The sequence below is a fragment of the Reichenbachiella sp. genome (genome assembly GCF_033344935.1).
GTDB lineage: Bacteria > Bacteroidota > Bacteroidia > Cytophagales > Cyclobacteriaceae > Reichenbachiella.
The window spans coordinates 730,001-751,897 of the sequence record NZ_JAWPMM010000001.1; the positions used below are offsets into that span (position 1 = coordinate 730,001).

General features: G+C 41.6%; 14 protein-coding genes and 2 rRNA genes (1 of these 16 running past the window's edge). 13 read left to right on the forward strand and 3 right to left on the reverse strand.

Going from position 1 to position 21,897, the window contains the following annotated elements:
* The 4 genes from R8N23_RS03065 to R8N23_RS03080 form a co-directional block, all read left to right on the forward strand.
* Positions 1-1,026 (forward strand): 23S ribosomal RNA (locus R8N23_RS03065); it begins 1,860 nt to the left of the window's first position.
* A gap of 160 nt (positions 1,027-1,186) precedes the next feature.
* Positions 1,187-1,298: ribosomal RNA gene (gene rrf, locus R8N23_RS03070) — 5S ribosomal RNA — on the forward strand.
* Positions 1,299-1,835: 537 nt separating this feature from the next.
* Positions 1,836-3,446 (forward strand): 1-acyl-sn-glycerol-3-phosphate acyltransferase, encoded by a 1,611-nt coding sequence (locus R8N23_RS03075; protein ID WP_318170093.1) that lies wholly within the window; start codon positions 1,836-1,838, stop codon positions 3,444-3,446.
* Positions 3,424-4,479, forward strand: coding sequence for an NAD(P)H-dependent glycerol-3-phosphate dehydrogenase (locus tag R8N23_RS03080; protein WP_318170094.1), 1,056 nt, complete (start codon positions 3,424-3,426; stop codon positions 4,477-4,479). The genes R8N23_RS03075 and R8N23_RS03080 overlap by 23 nt, the downstream gene beginning before the upstream one ends.
* Here R8N23_RS03080 and R8N23_RS03085 read toward each other — a convergent pair.
* Both R8N23_RS03085 and R8N23_RS03090 read right to left on the reverse strand, forming a co-directional pair.
* On the reverse strand, positions 4,472-5,710 hold the full coding sequence (locus R8N23_RS03085; protein WP_318170095.1) for a M48 family metallopeptidase: 1,239 nt from the start codon (positions 5,708-5,710) through the stop codon (positions 4,472-4,474). The two genes, R8N23_RS03080 and R8N23_RS03085, sit on opposite strands and share 8 nt — an antisense overlap.
* 37 nt (positions 5,711-5,747) lie before the next feature.
* Entirely contained in the window at positions 5,748-6,785 is a 1,038-nt protein-coding gene (locus tag R8N23_RS03090; protein WP_318170096.1) for a type IX secretion system membrane protein PorP/SprF, read from the reverse strand.
* A 199-nt stretch (positions 6,786-6,984) separates the two neighbouring features.
* On the opposite strand from R8N23_RS03090, the gene R8N23_RS03095 reads away from it, so the two are divergent.
* The 7 genes from R8N23_RS03095 to R8N23_RS03125 all read left to right on the forward strand — a co-directional run bounded on the left by R8N23_RS03095 (position 6,985) and on the right by R8N23_RS03125 (position 17,136).
* On the forward strand, positions 6,985-12,207 hold the full coding sequence (locus R8N23_RS03095; RefSeq protein ID WP_318170097.1) for a PKD domain-containing protein: 5,223 nt from the start codon (positions 6,985-6,987) through the stop codon (positions 12,205-12,207).
* Between the two features lie 63 nt (positions 12,208-12,270).
* Positions 12,271-12,633 carry a carboxypeptidase-like regulatory domain-containing protein gene (locus tag R8N23_RS03100; protein ID WP_318170098.1) on the forward strand — a complete coding sequence of 121 codons (363 nt, stop codon included), beginning with the start codon at positions 12,271-12,273 and terminating at the stop codon, positions 12,631-12,633.
* 2 nt (positions 12,634-12,635) lie between these two features.
* Positions 12,636-13,175, forward strand: a complete 540-nt coding sequence (locus R8N23_RS03105; RefSeq protein ID WP_318170099.1) for an NUDIX hydrolase — start codon at positions 12,636-12,638, stop codon at positions 13,173-13,175.
* Positions 13,175-13,954: a helical backbone metal receptor gene (locus tag R8N23_RS03110; RefSeq protein WP_318170100.1), complete on the forward strand. Its 780-nt coding sequence runs from the start codon at positions 13,175-13,177 to the stop codon at positions 13,952-13,954. Before R8N23_RS03105 ends, R8N23_RS03110 begins: the two co-directional genes overlap by 1 nt.
* Positions 13,955-14,036: 82 nt before the next feature.
* The gene (locus R8N23_RS03115; RefSeq protein WP_318170101.1) at positions 14,037-15,173 is read left to right on the forward strand and encodes a hypothetical protein; all 1,137 of its coding nucleotides are present in this window, start codon (positions 14,037-14,039) and stop codon (positions 15,171-15,173) included.
* A 144-nt stretch (positions 15,174-15,317) separates the two neighbouring features.
* Positions 15,318-16,187 (forward strand): NmrA family NAD(P)-binding protein, encoded by an 870-nt coding sequence (locus R8N23_RS03120; RefSeq protein WP_318170102.1) that lies wholly within the window; start codon positions 15,318-15,320, stop codon positions 16,185-16,187.
* A gap of 58 nt (positions 16,188-16,245) precedes the next feature.
* The gene (locus R8N23_RS03125) at positions 16,246-17,136 is read left to right on the forward strand and encodes a hypothetical protein (protein WP_318170103.1); all 891 of its coding nucleotides are present in this window, start codon (positions 16,246-16,248) and stop codon (positions 17,134-17,136) included.
* A 73-nt stretch (positions 17,137-17,209) separates the two neighbouring features.
* Here the strand turns inward: R8N23_RS03125 and R8N23_RS03130 are convergent, their stop codons facing one another.
* A complete protein-coding gene (locus R8N23_RS03130) occupies positions 17,210-18,124 on the reverse strand; it encodes a hypothetical protein (protein ID WP_318170104.1) in 915 nt (304 codons plus the stop codon).
* A gap of 161 nt (positions 18,125-18,285) precedes the next feature.
* Here R8N23_RS03130 and R8N23_RS03135 point away from each other — a divergent pair, with 161 nt between their 5' ends.
* Positions 18,286-18,882: a hypothetical protein gene (locus tag R8N23_RS03135; RefSeq protein ID WP_318170105.1), complete on the forward strand. Its 597-nt coding sequence runs from the start codon at positions 18,286-18,288 to the stop codon at positions 18,880-18,882.
* A gap of 180 nt (positions 18,883-19,062) precedes the next feature.
* Positions 19,063-21,897 carry a glycosyl hydrolase gene (locus tag R8N23_RS03140; RefSeq protein WP_318170106.1) on the forward strand — a complete coding sequence of 945 codons (2,835 nt, stop codon included), beginning with the start codon at positions 19,063-19,065 and terminating at the stop codon, positions 21,895-21,897.

Below are 21,897 nucleotides of genomic sequence, written 5' to 3' on the forward strand. Positions count from 1 at the left end.
GGGGCGTTATCGACTTTTAGTTGAGAAGCGCTGAACTGAAGCCCCGGTAAACGGCGGCCGTAACTATAACGGTCCTAAGGTAGCGAAATTCCTTGTCGGGTAAGTTCCGACCTGCACGAATGGTGCAACGATCTGGGCACTGTCTCAGCCATGAGCTCGGTGAAATTGTAGTCGCGGTGAAGATGCCGCGTACCCGCAACGGGACGGAAAGACCCCATGAACCTTTACTATAGCTTCACATTGGTATTGGGTAAATGATGTGTAGGATAGCTGGGAGGCTTTGAAGCTGCGTCGCTAGGCGTGGTGGAGCCGTTGGTGAAATACCAGCCTTTATTTATCTGATGCCTAATCCGGCTTTGTCGGAGACATTGTGTGGTGGGTAGTTTGACTGGGGTGGTCGCCTCCAAAAGAGTAACGGAGGCTTTCAAAGGTACCCTCAGCACGTTTGGTAACCGTGCGTAGAGCGCAATAGCATAAGGGTGCTTGACTGTGAGGCCAACAAGCCGATCAGGTAGGAAACTAGGATATAGTGATCCGGTGGTTCCGTATGGAAGGGCCATCGCTCAAAGGATAAAAGGTACTCTGGGGATAACAGGCTGATCTCCCCCAAGAGCTCATATCGACGGGGAGGTTTGGCACCTCGATGTCGGCTCGTCACATCCTGGGGCTGGAGAAGGTCCCAAGGGTTGGGCTGTTCGCCCATTAAAGTGGCACGCGAGCTGGGTTCAGAACGTCGTGAGACAGTTCGGTCCCTATCTGTTGTGGGCGTAAGAAATTTGAGAGGCTCTGACTTTAGTACGAGAGGACCGAGTTGGACGAACCTCTGGTCTACCGGTTGTGGTGCCAACTGCACCGCCGGGTAGCTACGTTCGGTGAGGATAAGCGCTGAAAGCATCTAAGTGCGAAACCCTCCTCAAGATGAGATTTCTTTTAAAGGTCGTTAAAGACGATGACGTTGATAGGCTACAGGTGTAAAGGCAGTAATGTCAAAGCTGAGTAGTACTAATTACCTGTAAACTTTCTATAACAGTGCTTTGCACGTTCTTTCTTTCACAATATTCATGTCAAAAACAGTACTAAGTACCAGGTATTTAGTACAAAGTAATAATCAAATGAGATTACTACTTAAAGAAATTAAATGATGTCTTGGTACTATATACTTAGTACTAGACACTCATCAAGACTTTATGGTGATTATTGCGAGTGTGTCCACCTCTTCCCATTCCGAACAGAGCAGTTAAGCCACTCAGCGCCGATGGTACTACGGTAATACGCGGGAGAGTAGGTCGTCGCCAGATTTTATCAAATAGGGATGTTGTTTTTACAGCATCCCTTTTTTTATGTCCAAAAAATGAAATGCTACTACGGTAATACGGGTGAGAGTAGCCGGCGGGGAACGAGCTGTCTATCGATACAACGCTCCGGGTTTGTCAAATATCCTGTAGGTTTTTGACAAATCTTTGGAAAATGCAAAAGGGAGTTATAGGAGAGTGCTACACTTTGGATCTCTACTTGTTGGCTATAAAGTCTTAATTTGGGTGTCCGAAATTGAAACAACTTGTTTGTTAGAGACTTATCTATAGAATAGGACGAAGTGAATTCTGGAAATTGAGAAATCCTTTTAGTGTCAAATGACCATTTCAAAACGTGAATATCATTGGTCTTTATAAGCCATAAATCACATAATATTCGTTAATTTGCCGGTTCTAAAGGGGTGAATGTATGTTCATCCTTTTTAATTTAATTCTATGAAGCCATTGGTGATAAGGAGAAGGAATAAAAAGGCGAGGTATAAACCCATTCTAAAGAGTACTCAGAATTGGCCAGTCATGCAGATGGCTAAGAAGAGAGATGAGTTTATCCAACTAGTAGTAGAGGAAAGCTTCGATAATATGATGTCGCTCAACAGAGGAAGAACTCTGAGAGAAGAGATCGAGATGACTGCATTTCGTGAAAAGCAACGAGCCAAGAAGCACCCTTGGAAGGTGGACCCGAAAGATGATTATGAGTTTTGGGATGGTGTTCAGCAGCGAGTAGTTAAGCTGGACGGTACGCCGAAAAAGGATCAAGACATCCATCTAAAAGAAATTTTAAGAGAGATTATCAACCGCTATGGAAATGAAATAGCTGGTAATTTCAACCCTTCCCATTACCATGTGGCTCGTACCTTGGTGACACTTGGTTTTGGTCGCTTATTAAACGCAGCACGAGTAAAAGGACCATGGTCATTGTTTAGTAATCAATTAGACCTCGACGATAAAATTCATATCAAAGGACATGTTGATGAACTAAGAAAACTGGCCAAATTGGGTACTGTAGTTATGGTGCCTACTCATTTCAGTAATATAGATTCAGTGCTCATAGGCTGGATAATTCAATTTCTTGGATTGCCGCCTTTCATATATGGCGCGGGGTTAAACCTATTCAACCTTAAGGTATTTGCTTACTTCATGAATAGTGTGGGGGCGTATAAGGTGGATCGCCGTAAGAAGAATTCTATATATTTAGAATGCCTCAAGTCATATTCGACGATAGCTCTTCGAGAAGGATGTCATAGTCTCTTTTTTCCAGGAGGAACGAGATCCCGAAGTGGGAAAATTGAAAAAGCATTGAAGCTTGGATTGCTGGGTACGACGATAGAGGCCCAAAGGCAAATATTCCAATTCGAAGAGAATCCTGATGAAAAGAAGATATTCATTGTACCCGTTACATTGAATTATCATTTTGTACTTGAAGCTCCTAGTTTGATCAATGATTATTTAAAAAGTAAAGGCCAGGAACGCTATTATGAAGAGAACGATGAGTTCACAACATCTTTCAAGATTTCTAAGTTCTTAATGAAATTCTTTACCCGAGGCTCAGATATATCTGTGAGTATTGGAAATGCCTTAGACGTGTTGGGGAATGAAGTTGACATCAACGGAAAAAGCCTTGATAAACATGGGAATGAGATTGATCTAAAAGACTATTTCAAGTCCAACGGAGAGATTACTGAAGATGCTCAACGTGAGCAAGAGTACAATAGAATCTTGGGTAAGAAAATAGTTAAAGAATTCCATAGACATAATAGAGTGTTTTCAAGTCATTTGATCGCTTTTACAGCGTTCAGAATGCTTGGGAGGAAACATCAGGCTCTTGATCTATATGGATTGCTGAGATTGTCTGATGACGAGTTAATAATTAAGTATGATGATTTTAAAGCCGGTTTATCAAACCTACTAGATGCTTTAAAAGCGATGAGGGATGCTGGTGAAGTAGGTTTGGCCGATCATTTGAATAGAGAAAAGGACGAAATTATCAAGCATGGAATCAAGAACTTAGGGATGTATCATGCACAGCCACCATTGGGTTTTTCCAAGCAAGGTGATGTGGTGATCCATAACATGAATTTGCTGTATTATTACCACAATAGGCTAGACGGCTATGAGCTCGAAAAGTACCTCTGAAAAAATAGTAGGTGTAATCGGAGCTGGTAGTTTCGGGACTGCAATAGCCAATATGTTGGCAGAAAAGAGCCCTGTTTTACTTTACGTACGAGATAAAGAAAAAGCAGAGAAATTTGCCAAGTCAAGGAGCATTGGTTCTCATACTTTGTCAGAGAAAATTGAGATAACCAATGATATTTCAGCGGTAGGCAAACGATGTGAAATTATATTTCCAATTGTTCCTTCAGCCAATTTCCGACAAATGATAAGGGATTTATCTCCCTTCCTCAAGCCTTATCATATATTAATTCATGGTACGAAGGGCCTTGATTTAACAATAGCCAAGGGAGAAGAGATATCTAAAAAGAACCCACTTTCAAGAAAACATGTGAAAACCATGAGCGAGGTTATCCTTGAGGAAACTTCGGTACTTCGAGTGGGTTGTTTAGCTGGCCCCAATTTGGCCAAAGAAATTGAAGAGAAGCAACCTGCAGCTACTGTGGTGGCGAGTCACTTTGAAGAAGTGATTGACCAAGGGCAAAAGCTCCTTAAGAATGATAGATTTCTGGTATACGGTAGCAATGATCTCATAGGGATTGAATTGTGCGGTGTACTGAAAAATATTATCGCCATAGGTACAGGAATGATCAGTGGTATGGGACTTGGAGAGAATTCAAGAGCTATGTTGATCAGCCGAGGAATGGTTGAGATGGTTTATATCGGAAATGCGTTGGGAGGTAACACCAAAGCCTTTTTGGGCCTTGCAGGTGTAGGAGATCTGGTAGCAACGTGCAGTTCTAAACTCAGTCGAAATTTTACCGTGGGCTATAGATTGGCCAAAGGCGAATCGTTGGAAGATATCATTCAATCTATGGAAGAGGTAGCTGAAGGAGTCAATACGATCAAGATTATTGATAGATTGGCCGAAAGCTACAATATCCGAGTACCCATTACCGAAACACTTCACAATATTATAGAAGGGGAGATGAGCGTTCAGGAAGCTTATACCTACTTCATGAAATTTCCTTTCAGGTCTGAAATAGACTTTATTTGATAGCCTGCATGGCTCTAATCCTTTTGAGCAGACTAGGGTGTGAGTAATTCATAAATTCATACCAGGGATGAGGCGTCAAATTACCTAAGCTATCCGAGGTGAGTTTCTTGAGAGCAGTAATTAGCGGCTCCTTTTTGTAAGTTTTCACGGCGTAGGCATCTGCTTCATATTCATTTTTTCGACTAAATAGGTTCATGAACATACCAATGATCGTGGATATTGGAGAGAACAAGATCGCGAATGCAAATACATTTAAATGAAGCGCCGTAACGTTGCCGCCAAGTGCCCAAGAAATTTCACTACTGAAAATAAACTTCGATAAAAGCCAAAGCATAAACCCAGTCTGTAAAATACTTAGCAGCATTGACCAAATGATGTGCTTTTTCTTGAAATGACCAACTTCATGCGCCAAGACCCCTACCAGTTCTTCATTGGTGTGTTTTTCAATTAATGTGTCGTATAGCACCACTTTTTTCTTTTTACCTAAACCAGAAAAAAAGGCGTTGCCTTTTGATGAGCGCTTTGATCCGTCAATCACAAAAATATTGTTGAGGGGAAAATTTACAGTTTGACTATAGCTGGTAATTGTACTTTTCAATTCGCCATCTTCCAACGGGCTTAGTTTATTGAAAAGAGGAATAATCAGGGAGGTATAAAACATATTGACGAAAATCATAAAAGCACTGATGGCCACCCAGAAATAAATCCAGAAATTCTCCTCAAAGAACATAACCAGAACAATAAATAATGCCGCAATGATCCCTCCTATGATCAGCGTGAGTACATAACCCTTCAATTTGTCCAAAACAAAAGTTTTGGCTGTCATTTTATTAAACCCATACTTTTCTTCAATGACAAAAGTACCATAAAGATCGAATGGGATACCAATCAGATCAGACGCGAAATAGACGACTCCAAAGAAATACAATGAAGTTAAAGGTTCAACGGGAGCTAGCCCTCTCAAATATTCATCTAACCAACCGAAACCTCCAAACCAAAGGACCAGGAGCATTAAGAGAAAACTAAACGTAGAGCTAATGATAGAAAACCTAAAAACCTCCGCTTGATACGCCTGAGATTTGGTGTATTTTTCTTCATCATAAATACCATCCAACTCGACTGGAATAGGCTGTTTTCTACTTTTATTATTCAGTATGCCTAATACCTTATTTAGTAAAAAGTCGAAGGTTAAAATTCCAATAAGGAGATAGAGAATTGTTTGGTAATCCATGCGCTTAGTTTTGCGCAAATCTAAGGATTTTGAGGGACTAGAAAATCATTGGTAACGGGCACTTCAATTCCCTTACCGATCGTGACGGTTTGCGAGGGTCACCCCATTTAAAGCTATAGATCAGCGATACTTCATGCGCACCCCCACTCTGAATTCCTAAATTAGACAGCGTATAGTCGAAGCTATAGCCCAAGGTGAATTTCTTTTGAGTTACACCAAACATGAAAATTAAGGATTCATTATTGGATCCACCGCCCTCTGGAGATTTGATCGGAATACCTCGATACCAAAGTCCAAATATGATTGGATCCCAAGTGAAATATAGCCCAAGATCTAATTGATTAAACTCTCCCTGTGCGCGATAGTTGAAGGTAGGAGATAAACTTCTTCTGGCACCAGATACTGTCTCCCCTTTGGTATATCCTGTGTTCAAAGGAATCATATACCCGCCATGGATGGAAAGTTTTTGAGGAAGTGGACTTTCGTCGCCTAAAAAAGACTGATTGGGTTCACGAATGTGATGCATGGATACGCCTAGCCAAGCTCTGGCCGAATATACGACCCCGCCCAGTGCAATATCAAAATAATTTACCTTCCAATCTGTATTAAACTGTTCAGCGCTTGGGTTGCCGGTGACTCCATTGTTGTCCAGCTGGTCACCGAAAATTAATTTATTAAAGTTCACATTTCGAGAGGTATAGGAAACCTGAAATGCAGGTCTGAATACCCATTTGTAATTCACATTGACTTGATAAGCATATTGCAGGGCAATTTCGTTTGATTGAAGACCAACTAACCCTTCCTTATCATTCACAAAAAGAAGACCGACACTACTGTTTTTTTCATCAAAGTTATTATCCACATAAACGGAGAAAGTCTCGAAATTGGCATCTATCGAAGGCCACTGATTTCTATAGTTGAGTCCTGCACGTCCCTCTTGCGTGATTCCTGCTAGCGCAGGGTTTAGATACAATGGAGCTGAGTAATACTGTGAAAACTGAGGGTCTTGCGCCCAGGCCTTGTTAGTATTAAGCAGTGAAGCTATTATTAGTAAGACTAATGAAATTCTTTGCATCTGTTTGTTTGAATAAGGCTTATGCCTCTAAATAGAATCGTTGCAAAATATAAAATATTGTCCCAAATGAGAAATCAATTGTTTTTTGTTGGGTTAAATGCATTGAAATATATTTTGTCATCGTTAGTATTGGTAATTGAGTTATTTTTAGCCCTTGATTATCATACTCCTCATTTAATTAAAAAGGACAGTTAAAGATTTGAGAACCCTTATCGAAATGATTCACGTGGTGAAACGAAAAAGTGCCCCTGTTTGGGTAACATTCTTTGTGTTCATTTCATTCAACGTCTCCATTCAAGCACAAAACTATTCAGAATATAATTGGTTGTTTGGAAATTCTACCACAACTATTACTTTCAATAAGTCAGATGCGAGAGCTCAGCTGGACACTTTACAGTTTATTCCATATGGCACTGGCGGTGGTGCGGTTATCTCTGACCCCGTTACGGGCAATCTTTTGTTTTATTCGGATGGAGAAAACGTTTACGATTCAAATCATGAATTAGTGCCGAATGGAGCCGGGTTGGGCGGGGATGCGAGCATGAATCGATCAGCTTCAGTCATGCCGATGCCTTATACCGATGGAGAATATTACATATTTACCAACCCCGGTAGTAGTGGCCCTGAGATTTTATACACGGTAGCCGATAGAAATTTGGTAGGAAACGCTGCCGGAGGCGAACCACCGTTGGGTGATGTAGATGCAGCTAGAAAAAACCTGGGAACTGGCTTAACTAACCCATCTGAGGCGATGATTGTCATTCAAAGAGACATTGATAACTATTGGGTTATTACCAATGATCGAACAACATTCGATTTTCAAGTACTGGAAATTAACAATGGAATTTTAGGCGCCATTCAAGTATTTAACCTGAATGATGTTACTGCCCCTGATTTTGAGGCTGCATCATTTGCTTATGATGCAAATAATTCGATTTTGGCCGTAGCACCAAAGGATGCCAATAGGAATGTGACCTTGTACGACTTTGATTTATTCACAGGAGCACTGACTTTGAATGCAGCTATACTCAATACAGGTAATGCAGACTCTGGTACCGAGGCAGTATATGATGTCGAATGGTCCTCTAGTGGAAATAATCTTTATATTTCGCGACATGGAGGCGCTGGAACGGTGGCCAACCTGTATCAGTATAACCTGTCTGATCCCTTGAATACAGTAAATTCCATTCTTTTCCAGCCGGTGTTCAGAAGCTATGGTGTGCAAAGAGGACCTGATAATAATATTTATCACCTGTATCAGCAAACGAGTGCAACCGCTATTGAACTTGGAGTTATCTCGGAAGCCGATAGTATTTATAACGCAGATAGCACCTTTTTCAATGTTGGGTATGACAGTTTGGCTTTCAGCCCTTCAGGGATAAGTGGCACGCAGTTTCCACATTTTGCAGCGCCACATTTTGAAACCTTTGACTCCGTTGGGTTTGCCTATTTGGATACCTGTGCATTAAGGACCACGAAATTTTTCTCCAATGTGGAGCCACCTGCTCAAACTTATACTTGGGATATGGGGGATGGGTTTACTACCAATGCGATCAACCCGGTTCATACTTATCAGGCTTCGGGAACATATACTGTTTCATTGACCGTAGAGATAAATAATGTAATTGAAACATACAGCCAAACAATCGGCGTCGTAGATAATGACCTTCAAATCGATCTGGGCATGGATACGGTCAGGTGTGTGGGAGAAATTTTCACTTACGATGCTGGTCCTGGAGGCGAATGGTATTATTGGAATACGGGAGAGTTTACACAATCAATCAATGTGGATACGACAGGTTTATACTCAGTAGCTGTAAAAAGTGCTGCTACGGGATGTATTAACTATGACTATGTCAAAGTGGATACCTATGAGGATACCAATATTTTTAGAAATCAATGGTACTTTGGAGAGAACGCGGGAATAGACTTTAATCCACCCGCTACTTCTGCAATCACTGACGCCAATCTGATGAGCTCCGCTCAAGGCGCATCTTCAATCTCCGATCTAAATGGTGATGTTCTGTTTTATACCAATGGCGAAACCATTTGGAACAAAAATCATCGAGTGATGGATAATGGTGATAATATTGGAGGAGATCCCAATTCAAGTCAGGGAGTAATGATTGTACCGCTTCCTCAAGACAGTTCCATTTTCTATGTCTTTGCCTCAGATCCTGTGTATGGAGATTTTACCTATGACATGAAATATGCTGTAGTAGATATGAGACTAGATACGGCACAAGGAGAGGTTATTGTAAAAGATGCGTCCTTATTCACAAACAGCACGGAAAGAATAGCGGCCTTTGGCTTGGGACAAGGTTTTACTTGGTTGGTTACCCATGAATTTGGAAACAATCAATTCAGGTCCTATCCCATAACCCCCAATGGTATTGGAGCCCCAATTACTTCTTCCGCAGGAAGTGCCATGCGGTTTGACGAAGAAAAAACAGGAAAAGCACAAATGAAATATGCGGCGGCAGGAGGAGTAATCGCTGTGGCCTTTCAGGACGAGACTGAAAATTTTGTTGAGCTATTTAGTGTGGCAGATAGCACCGGACAAATTTCAGGTTTAGTAAAAATTGATATAGAAGAACCAACACCAGCTTTGGTTTATGGTATTGAATTTTCTTCCAGCTTACAAAGATTGTATGTAAGTACTAATGGAGGTGGCGGGTCCACACTTTTACAGTATGATTTAGATAGTTTGTATGCGCCTACTGCCAAGGCAGATATAGAAGCAACCAAATTCACTTTGGGCACAAGTGCACTTCAGTATGGAGCACTACAAACAGGCTCAGACGGAATAATTTATATGGCTGTTGATGGTCAAACATCTGTAGGTCAAATCAACAGTCCAAATAGCGACAACGCGGCCGCTTCATTTAGCGAAAATGGATTCGATCTTATGGGACGAACCAGTAGATTAGGTCTCCCTAATTTTGTACAAGAGCTTCCCCTGAGTTCTCAAAATCCGGGAATAGCCTATTCGAATCCATGTTTAGGCCTTGAGACCCAGTTTGATGGGACAGGAACCTCCATTATTGATGAATTTTTCTGGTCATTTGATGATGGCACTTCAGCAGCAGTAGAAGACACAACCCATATTTATAATCTTTCGGGCACCTATAATGTAAGCCTGCAAGTAACTAATCGATGTGGACTAGATACATTATTTATTGAACCTGTAGAAATTTTCCCAATTCCTGCGGAGCCTACCTTATTGGATGCAGCGGCAATTTGTAATGGGCCATTAACACTGGAAGCCTGGCCAGTTGATACGGCAGATTTTTCTTATACCTGGTCCACAGGAGAAACGACACGAACCATCGTGGTTGACCAACCGGCATTGATTTCTGTTTTTATTACAAATTCTGATGGATGTCAATCTGACCCTAGGGAGTCGTTTATTGATGATACCAGACCGGAAGTTGATCTGGGTGCTGACCAAACGATATGTCAGGATGTAGCCTTTGCAGACTTGGATGCGTTAAACCCAGGCTCTACCTATTTATGGAATCTCAATGGCTCAGCCAATGGAAATGTATTGCGTACGCAAGAAGTGGATACTTCAGTGCCTGGCGTATATGTTTTTGAAGTGACAGTAGAGGATATCCTCAATTGTGTAACGACCGATGATGTGACTTTTATAATTGAGAACAATCCCGAATTTACTACGATTGGGGGTACAACCACAGGATGTGGAAACAATGATGGAACCATAGATATTGATGTCACAGAAACTGGAAGTTTTAATTATACAGTCACGGGCCCTTCTACTATAGGCACAACGGCCTTGGCAGGTCCAGCTTTGATCACTACGCCAAACACACTTAATCCGGGTGGTTATTCCATTGCAGTAACCAATACCCTAACAGGTTGCTCTCTCAGTCAAGTAGCAACTGTAGATGATGCAGGTGCTGGATTTACCATTGATAATTATGTGCCTACACCAGATTGTCCAGGTGATGGGATATTAACATTCGAATTAGGTGCGGCTCCTGCAAGTGTCAGTTATGAGTTATTTGATGCATTCGGTAGTTCGGTGGTCAATGCTCTGGCTTCGCCAGCACCTACCTTCCCGGTGAACAACCTAGATTCAGGCACTTACTCTATCACTGTGGTAGAGTTGATCAGCGGATTGAGTTGTACACAAACGCTAGATGATATTGTCCTAGACGGCAGCCCGTTGGCGGAATACAGAACTACACCACAAAACATTTGTGGAACAGAGGGCGAAATCAGTATTTACCCAACTACGGTAGATCCGGCTATTACCTATACGTGGAGTGGTCCTGGAGTCGTTGGGTCTTCACTAGGAGAAACAATTACGGTTTCAGCTGGAGGTAGTTATTCCGTCACTTCTTCAGGGGCAGGCTATTGCGAGGTAACTGAGACTGTCAATGTAGTTCAAAGCCCCGCGCCAATTGTTGAGATTTTGGAAGAGGGAGCAGAATGTGAAAGTTCTTTAATTCTATTTGCCAATGTCACTAATGGATTGGTGGGGAATGGGGGTTACCAGTGGGATAATGGAGCCAATGGTTCGAGAAGAGGAGTCACTTCCTCAGGCACTTATGAGGTTTTGGTTTTGGATCAAGGGACAGGCTGTACTGGAACCACTACCAAAGATGTGAATGTTTATAGTGAGTTGACGGTATTTGCTGCCGCATCCCCTAATTGTGACAACAACGAAGAAGTATTCATTACGGCGTATTCCAACATTACAGAGGATGTCACCTTTACATGGACCGGGCCAACCGGAGAGACCTTAGAAAGTCAAAATGCCGAAATATCAGTAGGAGAAAGCGGAACATATGCAATTCACGTAAGTTCGGATGTTAGTACCTGTGAAGCAGATGCATCCTTGAGTATTTTGGTTGTGCCTATTACCGAAGATCAACTCTTGCTCGGTGATAGGGAAATGATATGTAGCGAAGATCCCGACCCGGCGAACAATTCGGTGGATTTGGATCCAGGCCAGTTTAGTACTTACGAATGGACTATCATTAATGATGATGTGCTGATTTCTACTGATCGAATATTGAATACCAGTGAAGGAGGCGTATATGAAGTGACGCTGAGTAATGGTTTTACCTGTATTCGGGATGCCGTAGAAGTGATTGATGATTGTCTTCCTAGAGTGTATGCGCCAAATGCTTTTACACCAGATACGTCACCAGGATTCAATGATGAATTTTTTGTGTACCCTAACCCCTATGTGGACAATTTTGAAATTAAAATCTATTCCCGTTGGGGTGAGTTGGTCTTTCAATCTGAAGATATCGGCTTCAGGTGGGATGGTACCTATCGTGGTAAGATTCTCAAAATAGATAGCTATATCTATGTGATGCGTTTTACCAGCTCATTAATGCCTGAGTTAGGAGAGATAGAACAGCGAGGTGGAGTTGCGTTACTCAGATAAATGCACGTACTAGTTTTTCGGCACGATAAATGATAAATTGTAGTTAGAAAAATTTAAAAAATGATGAAAAAGTATTTGATTATTTCTTTGTTAACAGTTTTTGCATTGGGTATATCAGCCTATACCTATGCGGATTTACATCTTTTGCCAACTTCGCTGAAAGTGTTGGTGATAGATGAGCTAGGCAACCCCGTCCAGGGAGCAGAAGTGTCTTTGTTTAAGACTGAAGAAGATTATCGCGCAGGTGAGAATCTATTAGTGAAAAAGACGACTGACAAAGACGGGGAAGTCGTGTTTAAGAAATTAGAGGTAGGGAGCTATTTTGTTCATGCGGACTATGATGGCAAGACCAATGTTGGTGGTGGCGTGCAAACAGAAAAATTAGTGGAAGGCCGTATCAACAAGGTCAATACGATAGTACAGTAAGAATGAATCGAGAGTGGCTCCAATCCGAGATAGAGGCGTATCAAACGACCTACCCGGAAGAGGAAAAATACAAAGGCAGGTTTTTGAACCTGCTTTTTTTTAACAACTGTTTTGAACGCTCATTGCTATTCGGGCATATTACGGCCTCAGCTTGGGTGCTAACTCCTGACTATAAGCAGGTAGCTTTGCTTCACCACAAAAAGCTGAACCGATGGCTACAGCCTGGCGGACATGCTGACGGAGATGAAGATGTGCAACGCGTGGCTAGGAAGGAATTGGAAGAAGAAACTGGAATCACTGACATTACGTTAATTACAGATTCTTTTTTTGATATTGACATTCATCAGATTCCCGAAAGGAAGGGAATACCAGAGCACGATCATTACGACATCAGGTTTGCTTTTGTGGTTAACCATCCAGATCAATTGAAAAAAAATGAAGAGTCTAATGAAGTGGCTTGGATCGACATAGATAGTTTAGAGAAGTATGTAGGTGATGATGCTTCTGTGTTGAGAATGAAAGAAAAATCCCTAAAGTTTTAATGCAAATTACTGACGACCTTCAACGGACAATTTCCATCGAAAACCCACAGCGGATCATTTCTTTGGTACCTTCCTTAACTGAGTTATTGTTTGATTTGGGTTTAGAAGATCGGATAGTCGGAGTAACCAAATTTTGTATTCGCCCCACGCATGCTCAGCAAGTAGCTACTAAAATAGGTGGCACAAAGAAGTTCAACTTTGATCAAATCAAAGCTTTAAATCCAGATTTGATCATTGCCAACAAAGAGGAAAACTACAAAGAAGGGATAGAACAGCTATGCGAAGACTATCCGGTATATATCTCAGATATATTCGATCTCAATGATGCGATTAATACCATTCAGTATATTGGTTTGATGACCAATAGTGTTTCTAAATCGAAACAACTTGTAGAGAATATTCAACAAGGATTTGAAGATATAAAGGACAAGCTGGAAGGCAATGTACTTTATCTAATATGGCAAGACCCTGTGATGGTGGTAGCGTCGAATAATTTCATCGACTTTTTGTTGAGATGGCTGGGCTTAGAGAATGCGGTAGGACATTTGGATAGATATCCAGAGCTGGATGAGCAAAGGCTGAAAAACCTCTCTCCCGATTATATCTTTTTGTCCTCAGAGCCCTTCCCTTTTAAAGAAAAACATATTCAACGATATCAAGCGCTATTCCCTAATGCCGAGGTGTTGTTGGTGGATGGTGAAATGTTTAGTTGGTACGGCAGTCGCCTGACTTATTCACCGAAATATCTCATGAGTTTGCCCGTCTCCAGACGTCGTTAGTCGATTCCTCCTAATTTTTTGAATGTCTTTGTGGGGGTAAAATTTCTCTTGGTTTCCCTGAGTGTATAAAAACACAAAGGATATGAACTCATTTAAAAGCAACTCAAAATTAATTTTATTACTCGCACTGCTATTCGCAGTATTTGAATCTCAAGGTCAAAACAGAGAAGATCAATCAGAAGTCAAAGAAAGGCCCTTTCAGATTTCGTTCGTGCCTGGATTCGGTACCAGTAAGGGTCCAAAAGAAGGGTACACTAATCAGTTTTCATTAAACATTCTTGTAGGCTATGAACATAGCTTTGATGGTGCTGAATTTGGCATATTATACAACATCAACAAAGCCAATATATCAGGGGCTCAATTTGCTGGCTTTGGAAATACCGTAGGCGGAAATGTCAAAGGAGCGCAATTCAGTGGATTCTTAAATACAGTGAATGGCAAAGTAAGAGGGATGCAATATGCTGGTTTTTTGAATGTTACCGCGCAAGAGGTTCAGGGAGCACAGTTTGCAGGATATATGAATTTGGCTGATAGTATCAATGGTGTACAGGGCGCAGGATTGCTCAATGTCAGCAAAAAAAGCATCAAAGGTGCTCAATTGGCTGGCTTGGGAAACTGGGCGCAGAATGTACAGGGTGTTCAAATTGGAGGTTTGGTCAATCGTGCGAGACATGTCAAAGGAACTCAAATTGGATTGATCAACATAGCAGATACTGTCGAGCGAGGTGTGACTGTAGGTTTGATCAACATCGTCAAAAAAGGTAAACTTCAATTTGCATTGGAGCACAATGAGGTGATCGATTTCAATATTGCCTTTCGCTCTGGAACTAACCGACTCTACAGTGTGCTGTTCGTGGGTTCTCAGGCCAAGGAAGATGATTATCTATGGACGTATGGTGGTGGCTTTGGTACAGAGTTCAAGCTGAAGAAGAACTGGAACTCCAGTGTGGAGTTGACTACCCAAAGCATCAACCCTGAAGGCGATCACTATGATGAGATCAACTTACTTAATAGACTCAGCTGGAACTTTGGCTATCAGTTTGCCAATCATCTGGCTTTCTCCGCTGGTCCGGTGCTCAACATTTATGTCACCGAGGTCTATGATCAGGAGTCCGGTAGATACGGCAACGACATAGATATGGGTTCCTTTTACAACGAGACCTTCTCAGGCACCAATGTAAAAATGTGGGTTGGCTACAACGTCTCTATTAAATTTTAAGAAATAAAATCAGATTAGGTTTATTGATTGTAACCCATGGTGCTTAGGCGTCATGGGTTTTTTCTTGGATTCCAATGGGCACATTTGGAATAATTGTTCAATTAGAATTGCAAAAGTGAAATAAAGCCTCTTTTTCTGATTCAGATGCGCAGAATATTAATCACAGGAGCAACAGGTAATATTGGAGCGGAGGTTATTCGTTATCTAACTGAATTGACTTCAGAAGCTGAGATCATTGCAGCAGTAAGAGACATAGATCGTGCTAAACCTAAGTTTTCTCAATTTCCCGACCTGAGTTTTAGGACTTTTGATTTCGAGGACTTCAATTCTTTCGAAGACGCCTTTCAGACTATTGATATTCTTTTTCTACTTCGTCCGCCTCATATTTCAGATGTACAAAAGTATTTCGAGCCACTGTTAGCTGCTGCTAAAACTTGTGGTATTCAACAAATTGTATTCCTGTCTGTTCAGGGTGCGGAACAGAGCAAAGTGATCCCTCACAACAAAATTGAAAGGTTGATTCAGTCATTTGGTTTCGACTATATTTTTGTCAGGCCTAGCTATTTCATGCAAAACCTTACGACGACCTTGCTGCCTGAAATAGTGGAGTATCGAACCATCACATTGCCATCGGCCAATGCCAAGTTTAATTGGGTGGATGTGCAAAACATAGGAGAAGCGGCGGCTCATCTTATTTTGTCATTCGATAAATATAAGAAGGACGCCTACGAGATCACTGGACAAGAGAACAAGAGTTTCCCAGAAGTGATTGACTTGATGAATAAAGTATTGGGCTTAAACTTAAGATTCAAAAGTTTGAACCCCATTTCTTTTTATTTCAAGAAGAAGAAAGAAGGTGTCTCTTCTGGTTTTGCGCTTGTAATGACCCTACTTCATTTTTTACCTAGAGTGCAAAAGGAGCCTGAGCTATCAGATTGGTGCAAAAAGCTCACCGGCAAAGAACCAACATCAATAAAAAGCTTTATTGAAAGGGAGAAGGATAAGTTTTTATAAATTGATGACTTGTCGAGATTAAGGGCCATCAGAATAGTCAAATTACATGTTGATCAATATGAAAAAAATAACAGTACTTCAATTCATTCTATTATTAAGTTTAAATGCTTATGCTCAAAGTGAGCTAAAGAAGAAATCTAAGAGCACCGATTTTTTGGCAGAATCATTTTTTGTATTGAAATCAAAAAAATCAGTGAAGGAGGGCGAATATGAACTAAAAATCAAAGATGGGCATATGATTAAAGAATCAGTATTGGTACGCGGCCAATATGAAAACTCTAAGCCAGTAGGAAAATGGGATTATTATAATGCTTTTGGAGAATTAAATTATTCGTTGAATGCTTCAACTAACGAAATAACAGATTTTTCAGCTATTCATTCTGACATCATTGTTTGGAGTTATAGCGAAGCTAGCAATCCAAATTTCAGAGGCATCGTTGCTCGTGGAGGAAAGATAATTCCAAGTCGAGATTATTATGAAAAGGAATATGATATAACGGCTGAAAATGAAATTCTACAATCTCAATTAGACCAACCCCCTTTACTAAAAGGTAGTCCCTTAGTATATCAGTTAGAATTAATGGAAATATTGAATGAATGCACAAATACATTCAATTCAGTTTCTATGAGTGTAATAAGGTTTATAATTGATGAAAATGGTCATGAAAGGGATTATCAGGTTCAAGTTTATTCAAACCAGAGGTTTGAAGATAAGTATATTCAAATTCTTAAAGAAAAAAATCACAAATGGATCCCTGGTAAATTAAATGGCAACAATGTTTCTGTTGAAATGACAATTCCAATCTTAATTATGCCTGGTTCTAGCCAAGATCCGGACTACCGTAATTATTATATAACATTTTCAAACCCAGATGCCATAGTCTATTCTCAAAATCTTAAAAAAGATGAATATAAACATATTGCTGGGTGGCTTTTTAAATCACTGTAAATGAATGAAAGGATTACTTTGATAACGAAAAAAATAGAATTGTATTGATTCTTTAAAAAATACTGAAGGTGCTTTAGGAGCTCAAAAACCACCTCTTAACCACCCCCTCTACACAAGCCTCAGCTGACCCTTTCTTATTTCTAAACCAAAGCTCAGGTTCGATGAGTTCTAGCTCGGAGACACAGAGGTCGCCCTCGTTGTCCCAGATGAAATCTACGCGGGCTTGGAGCGGAATAGGATCGCAGACAGACACCACTCGTTCGGCAAAGGCTATTTCTTCAGGAGAAGGTTCGTAAGCATGTACCGTACCACCAAAGTCATCTTGTACCCGGAAGTCTCCGGCTTTAGCTTTCTTGAGTACGGCATGAGAGTATTTCCCATCAAAGACCATCAAGGTCAGTTCGCCTTTGTCCACCACGTTGTGTTGAAACTCTTGCAAGAGCATGGACTCGTTTTGAATTAGCTCACTAAAGGTGCCAGACACTTCTTTCAGTTTTTCATCTGAGAGTTTGTACGTATGTCTGCCACCGCCCGAGATGGCCGGCTTCAAAATGGGGTTCGTCCAACCAGAGGATTCCACAATTTCTTCTAGTGACCGATTGTCGCCTTGAGGGATGAAAATAGTTGGTGGAATCTTAATGCCACGTGCCTCCAAATCTTTCAGGTAGTGCTTATCTACATTCCATTGGATCGTATCGTAATCATTAATTAGCCGGGTTTGGTCTTTCACCCGTTCGAGCCAAGCTTGAAACTGTTCGAACTTGCCATCGTCGTAGATGTCCCAGGTCGTGCGGATCATGACACACTTCGTAGAAGTCCAGTCAAAGTCCGGATTGTCCCAGTTGGTCTTGAAGGTTTTGAGTCCTTTTCGATCAAAAGCATCAAATAACAGGCGGTCTTCCAAAACCACATTGTCTGCATATTGATCCGGTGGATTGTCAACCGTAAATCTGGAATCTGTGAGTAAAACGATGTCGTATTGGGCCATGCTATTTTTTGATGCCAAAATAGTAAAAAACTATTCACAGATGCTGCCGACCATAAAATATTACAGAACTTTGATAGTTATAAATAAGCATAGGAATATTAGAAGATAAAATATTCATATTTTTGCATTTTTAAAACAGCACAATCGTAATACACCGTATCATGCAGCTATCCATATTCAGAAAAAACTTATTATCCTTCTTCCTTGTTTTGGCCGTGACTGGTGCCGTACAAGGTCAGCAAAACATTCAGGAGCAATTTGATCAGTTTTATGCCAATGAAACCTCTTCATGGCAGGAATACAAATTGGTGAAAATGCCAAAGTTGAAGAACTTTTGGAAAGTAGTAGCCGACACCATCAAAGTAAAAGAAGAAAAAATTGCCGCGGCCAGAGCGGAGGTAAAATCATTGCAGGGACAATTGGTTGCCGTGAATCAGGAACTAGAGCAAACCCAGGCTTCTCTGACTGCTAGTGAAGAGTTGAATGATTCCATCGCTTTCGTAGGCATAGAAATGAGCAAATCGGGATACAACACTTTCGTTTGGCTCATTATCCTTATACTGATCGTGGGAATTGCAGGTTTATACCTGATCTACCTACGCAATAATAAAATTACACGTGAGGCCAGAAAAATGCTGGCTAAAGTGGAGGAAGAGTATACGGCTCATCAAGAAAGAGCTCGCGACAACCAGACCAAACTAAAAAGAGAATTGCAGACTGCATTGAATACGTTGCAGGAGCATAGAATTAAAATCTAATTCTGAAAGATAATTCACCAGTGTAAGCCTCATTCGTAATCGGATGGGGCTTTTTTGTTGGTGAGTTTGGGGATACCATCTGCTTTAAACAAATCTCAAGTACACCCAAACAATTTCCCTAGGAGGGCTAAACTTTTATGTCTAAATTTCTACCTGTTCCAAAACCGAAAAATGAAATCCATGAGACAGATAGCCCTACTGATTTTTTGCACGCTTTCTATTCATTCCTTTGCCCAGCAAGCGACTTCAGTCACAGACAGAATGAACAACAAAACGCTGAAAAAGGAAATGTTGACGCGCTCACTGCTCAAAGACATTCCTTTCCGGAATGTGGGCCCTACGATAATGAGTGGGCGGGTGACAGATTTGGCTGTTGATCCTAAAGACCCTTCACACTTTTATGTGGCTTACGCGTCAGGCGGCCTTTGGGAAACGAAAAATGGAGGCGTAAGCTATGAGCCATTGTTTGACGATCAAATGGTCATGTCTATTGGGGATATTGCAGTCAACTGGAAAACAAAAACCATTTATGTAGGAACAGGAGAAAACAATTCGAGCCGATCCAGTTATTCAGGTGTTGGAATTTTCAAATCTACCAACAATGGTAAGACTTGGTCTCACCTGGGATTGGCAGATACACAACACATCGGAAGAATAATTTTGCACCCCACCAATGACCAAATTGTTTGGGTGGCAGCCGTTGGTCATTTGTACTCCGACAATGAAGAGCGTGGTATCTACAAATCCAACAACGGTGGGCGAACATGGGCCAAGACGCTATTTGTCGATAATAAAACGGGAGCTATTGATCTGGTCGTTGATCCTGCTAATCCAAATGTACTATATGCTTCCATGTGGCAACGCGACCGGAAAGCATGGAATTTTGAAGGTTCGGGTATAGGCAGTGGTATTTACAAATCCACCGATGGTGGACAGCACTGGGAAGAGATTGGCGGAGGCAACTCCGGCTTTCCTGATACAGCAGGCACGGGCAGAATAGGACTAGCGATTTATCCTTCAAACCCAAAAATTCTCTATGCCATCCTGGACAATCAGGATCGAAGACCTGAAGAACAGGAAGCACCTCTTACTGACGGTTTGACCAAAGGTCAAATCAAAACGATGGATAAGGCTACTTTTTTGGCGCTCGATGATTCGTTACTTAATGACTATCTCAAGGACAACGGATTTCCTAAGAAGTATGATTTTGCAGAGGTCAAGCGGGTGGTGAAATCCGGAGAGGCCAAGCCCGCAGAGGTCGCTACTTATTTCGATGATGCTAATGCACAATTGTTTAATACACCGGTCATTGGGATGGAATTGTACCGATCTGATGACGCTGGGGCTACCTGGAAAAAGACGCATGCAGATTTTATTGATGGCATGTTTTACTCCTATGGCTATTACTTCGGAGAAGTACGAGTATCAGCTGCCAATGTAAATCATGTGTATGCCTTGGGTGTTCCCATTATCAAAACAGAGGATGGAGGGAAAACCTGGAAAAATATTGAGGGTGACAATCAGCATGGCGATCATCAGGCCTTGTGGGTAGACCCTTCTGGCTCCGGTCATTTGATTAGCGGAAATGATGGAGGAGTAAATATCTCCTACGACGATGGTAAGACTTGGGTCAAAAGTCACCCACATGCCGTTGGGCAGTTTTATGACATCAACTTCGATATGGCCGAGCCATATAATATCTATGGAGGCTTACAAGACAATGGTGTCTGGTGGGGGCCTAGCAATTATGAATTTTCTACCGGCTGGCAGATGTCTGGTAAGTACCCCTGGCAGATGTTGATGTGGGGCGATGGTATGCAGACAGAAGTAGACACCAGAGACAATAATACAGTGTATACCGGTTATCAGTTTGGTCACTATTATCGAATAGATAAAACCACCGGTGATGAAAAGAAAATCACTCCCATGCATGACTTGGGAGAAAAGCCATATCGCTGGAATTGGGAAGCACCTATTCATCTATCTAGACACAATCAGGATGTAGTGTATATGGGGTCGAACAGATTACACAAATCCACTAATCAAGGAGATGACTTTGATAAATCAACGAAAGATCTAACCAAAGGTGGAAAGGACGGCAATGTGAGTTATGGGACATTGACCACGATTACAGAATCTCCGATGAAGGAAGGACTGATTTATATAGGCACAGACGATGGCATAGTGCAAGTGTCGCAGGACGGTGGAGAGACCTGGACAATCATTGACCCGAATTTGACCAAGGACTATTGGGTGAGTAGTATTGCGCCTTCTAAGTTCAAAGAAGGACGGGTGTATCTCACGCTCAATGGTTATCGAAATGACGATTTTAGACCACTGGTATATGTATCGGAAAACTATGGAAAACTTTGGCGCGATATAGGGACTTCGCTACCGAAAGAATCGGTGAATGTAATCGCAGAAGACCCAGTAAAAGAGGAGGTGCTTTATGTAGGCACGGATCATGGAGCCTATGCTTCCATTGATCGGGGCAATACTTTTATGTCGCTGGCTGGTGGCTTACCGAATGTGGCGGTGCATGACTTGGCTGTACACCCCAGAGAAAACGAATTGATAGTGGGTACACATGGTCGATCGGTGTATGTAGCGGATGTGAAGGCCATTCAGAGTTTAACTGAATTGGGGAAGAAAGAGGCACTCAAAATATTGTCTGTCGAAGACATGAAATTTAGTGATGGCTGGGGGGATTATCAATACGGTAGCCAATGGTATGGGTACGATGAACCTAACTGTGAAGTGGTGATTTATAGTGCTGCTGCAGGCAAGGGCCAGTTCAAAATTTTGGATGGAGAACGTACGATGTTCGTCACCAGTATGGACCTGACAGCCGGGCTCAATTTCTATGCTTATGATCTTTCTCGATCCGGCGATGCAGCAGAAGACGGAACGCCTCCGGCAAAAAATGGAAAAGTCTATTTAGGGGCAGGAGAGTATGCCATACAATTCAATGTGGGTGGAAGGATTGCGAATGGAAAATTGGTGGTGAAAGAGTAA

Excerpts from the sequence above, each read along its gene's own strand:
- R8N23_RS03090 (WP_318170096.1), bottom strand. The coding sequence starts at position 6,785 with ATGCAAAGAATTTCATTAGTCTTACTAATAATAGCTTCACTGCTTAAT.
- R8N23_RS03100 (WP_318170098.1), top strand. The coding sequence starts at position 12,271 with ATGAAAAAGTATTTGATTATTTCTTTGTTAACAGTTTTTGCATTGGGT.
- R8N23_RS03130 (WP_318170104.1), bottom strand. The coding sequence starts at position 18,124 with ATGGCCCAATACGACATCGTTTTACTCACAGATTCCAGATTTACGGTT.
- R8N23_RS03115 (WP_318170101.1), top strand. The coding sequence starts at position 14,037 with ATGAACTCATTTAAAAGCAACTCAAAATTAATTTTATTACTCGCACTG.
- R8N23_RS03085 (WP_318170095.1), bottom strand. The coding sequence starts at position 5,710 with ATGGATTACCAAACAATTCTCTATCTCCTTATTGGAATTTTAACCTTC.
- R8N23_RS03120 (WP_318170102.1), top strand. The coding sequence starts at position 15,318 with ATGCGCAGAATATTAATCACAGGAGCAACAGGTAATATTGGAGCGGAG.
- R8N23_RS03105 (WP_318170099.1), top strand. The coding sequence starts at position 12,636 with ATGAATCGAGAGTGGCTCCAATCCGAGATAGAGGCGTATCAAACGACC.
- R8N23_RS03135 (WP_318170105.1), top strand. The coding sequence starts at position 18,286 with ATGCAGCTATCCATATTCAGAAAAAACTTATTATCCTTCTTCCTTGTT.
- R8N23_RS03140 (WP_318170106.1), top strand. The coding sequence starts at position 19,063 with ATGAGACAGATAGCCCTACTGATTTTTTGCACGCTTTCTATTCATTCC.
- R8N23_RS03110 (WP_318170100.1), top strand. The coding sequence starts at position 13,175 with ATGCAAATTACTGACGACCTTCAACGGACAATTTCCATCGAAAACCCA.
- R8N23_RS03080 (WP_318170094.1), top strand. The coding sequence starts at position 3,424 with ATGAGCTCGAAAAGTACCTCTGAAAAAATAGTAGGTGTAATCGGAGCT.
- R8N23_RS03075 (WP_318170093.1), top strand. The coding sequence starts at position 1,836 with ATGGCTAAGAAGAGAGATGAGTTTATCCAACTAGTAGTAGAGGAAAGC.
- R8N23_RS03125 (WP_318170103.1), top strand. The coding sequence starts at position 16,246 with ATGAAAAAAATAACAGTACTTCAATTCATTCTATTATTAAGTTTAAAT.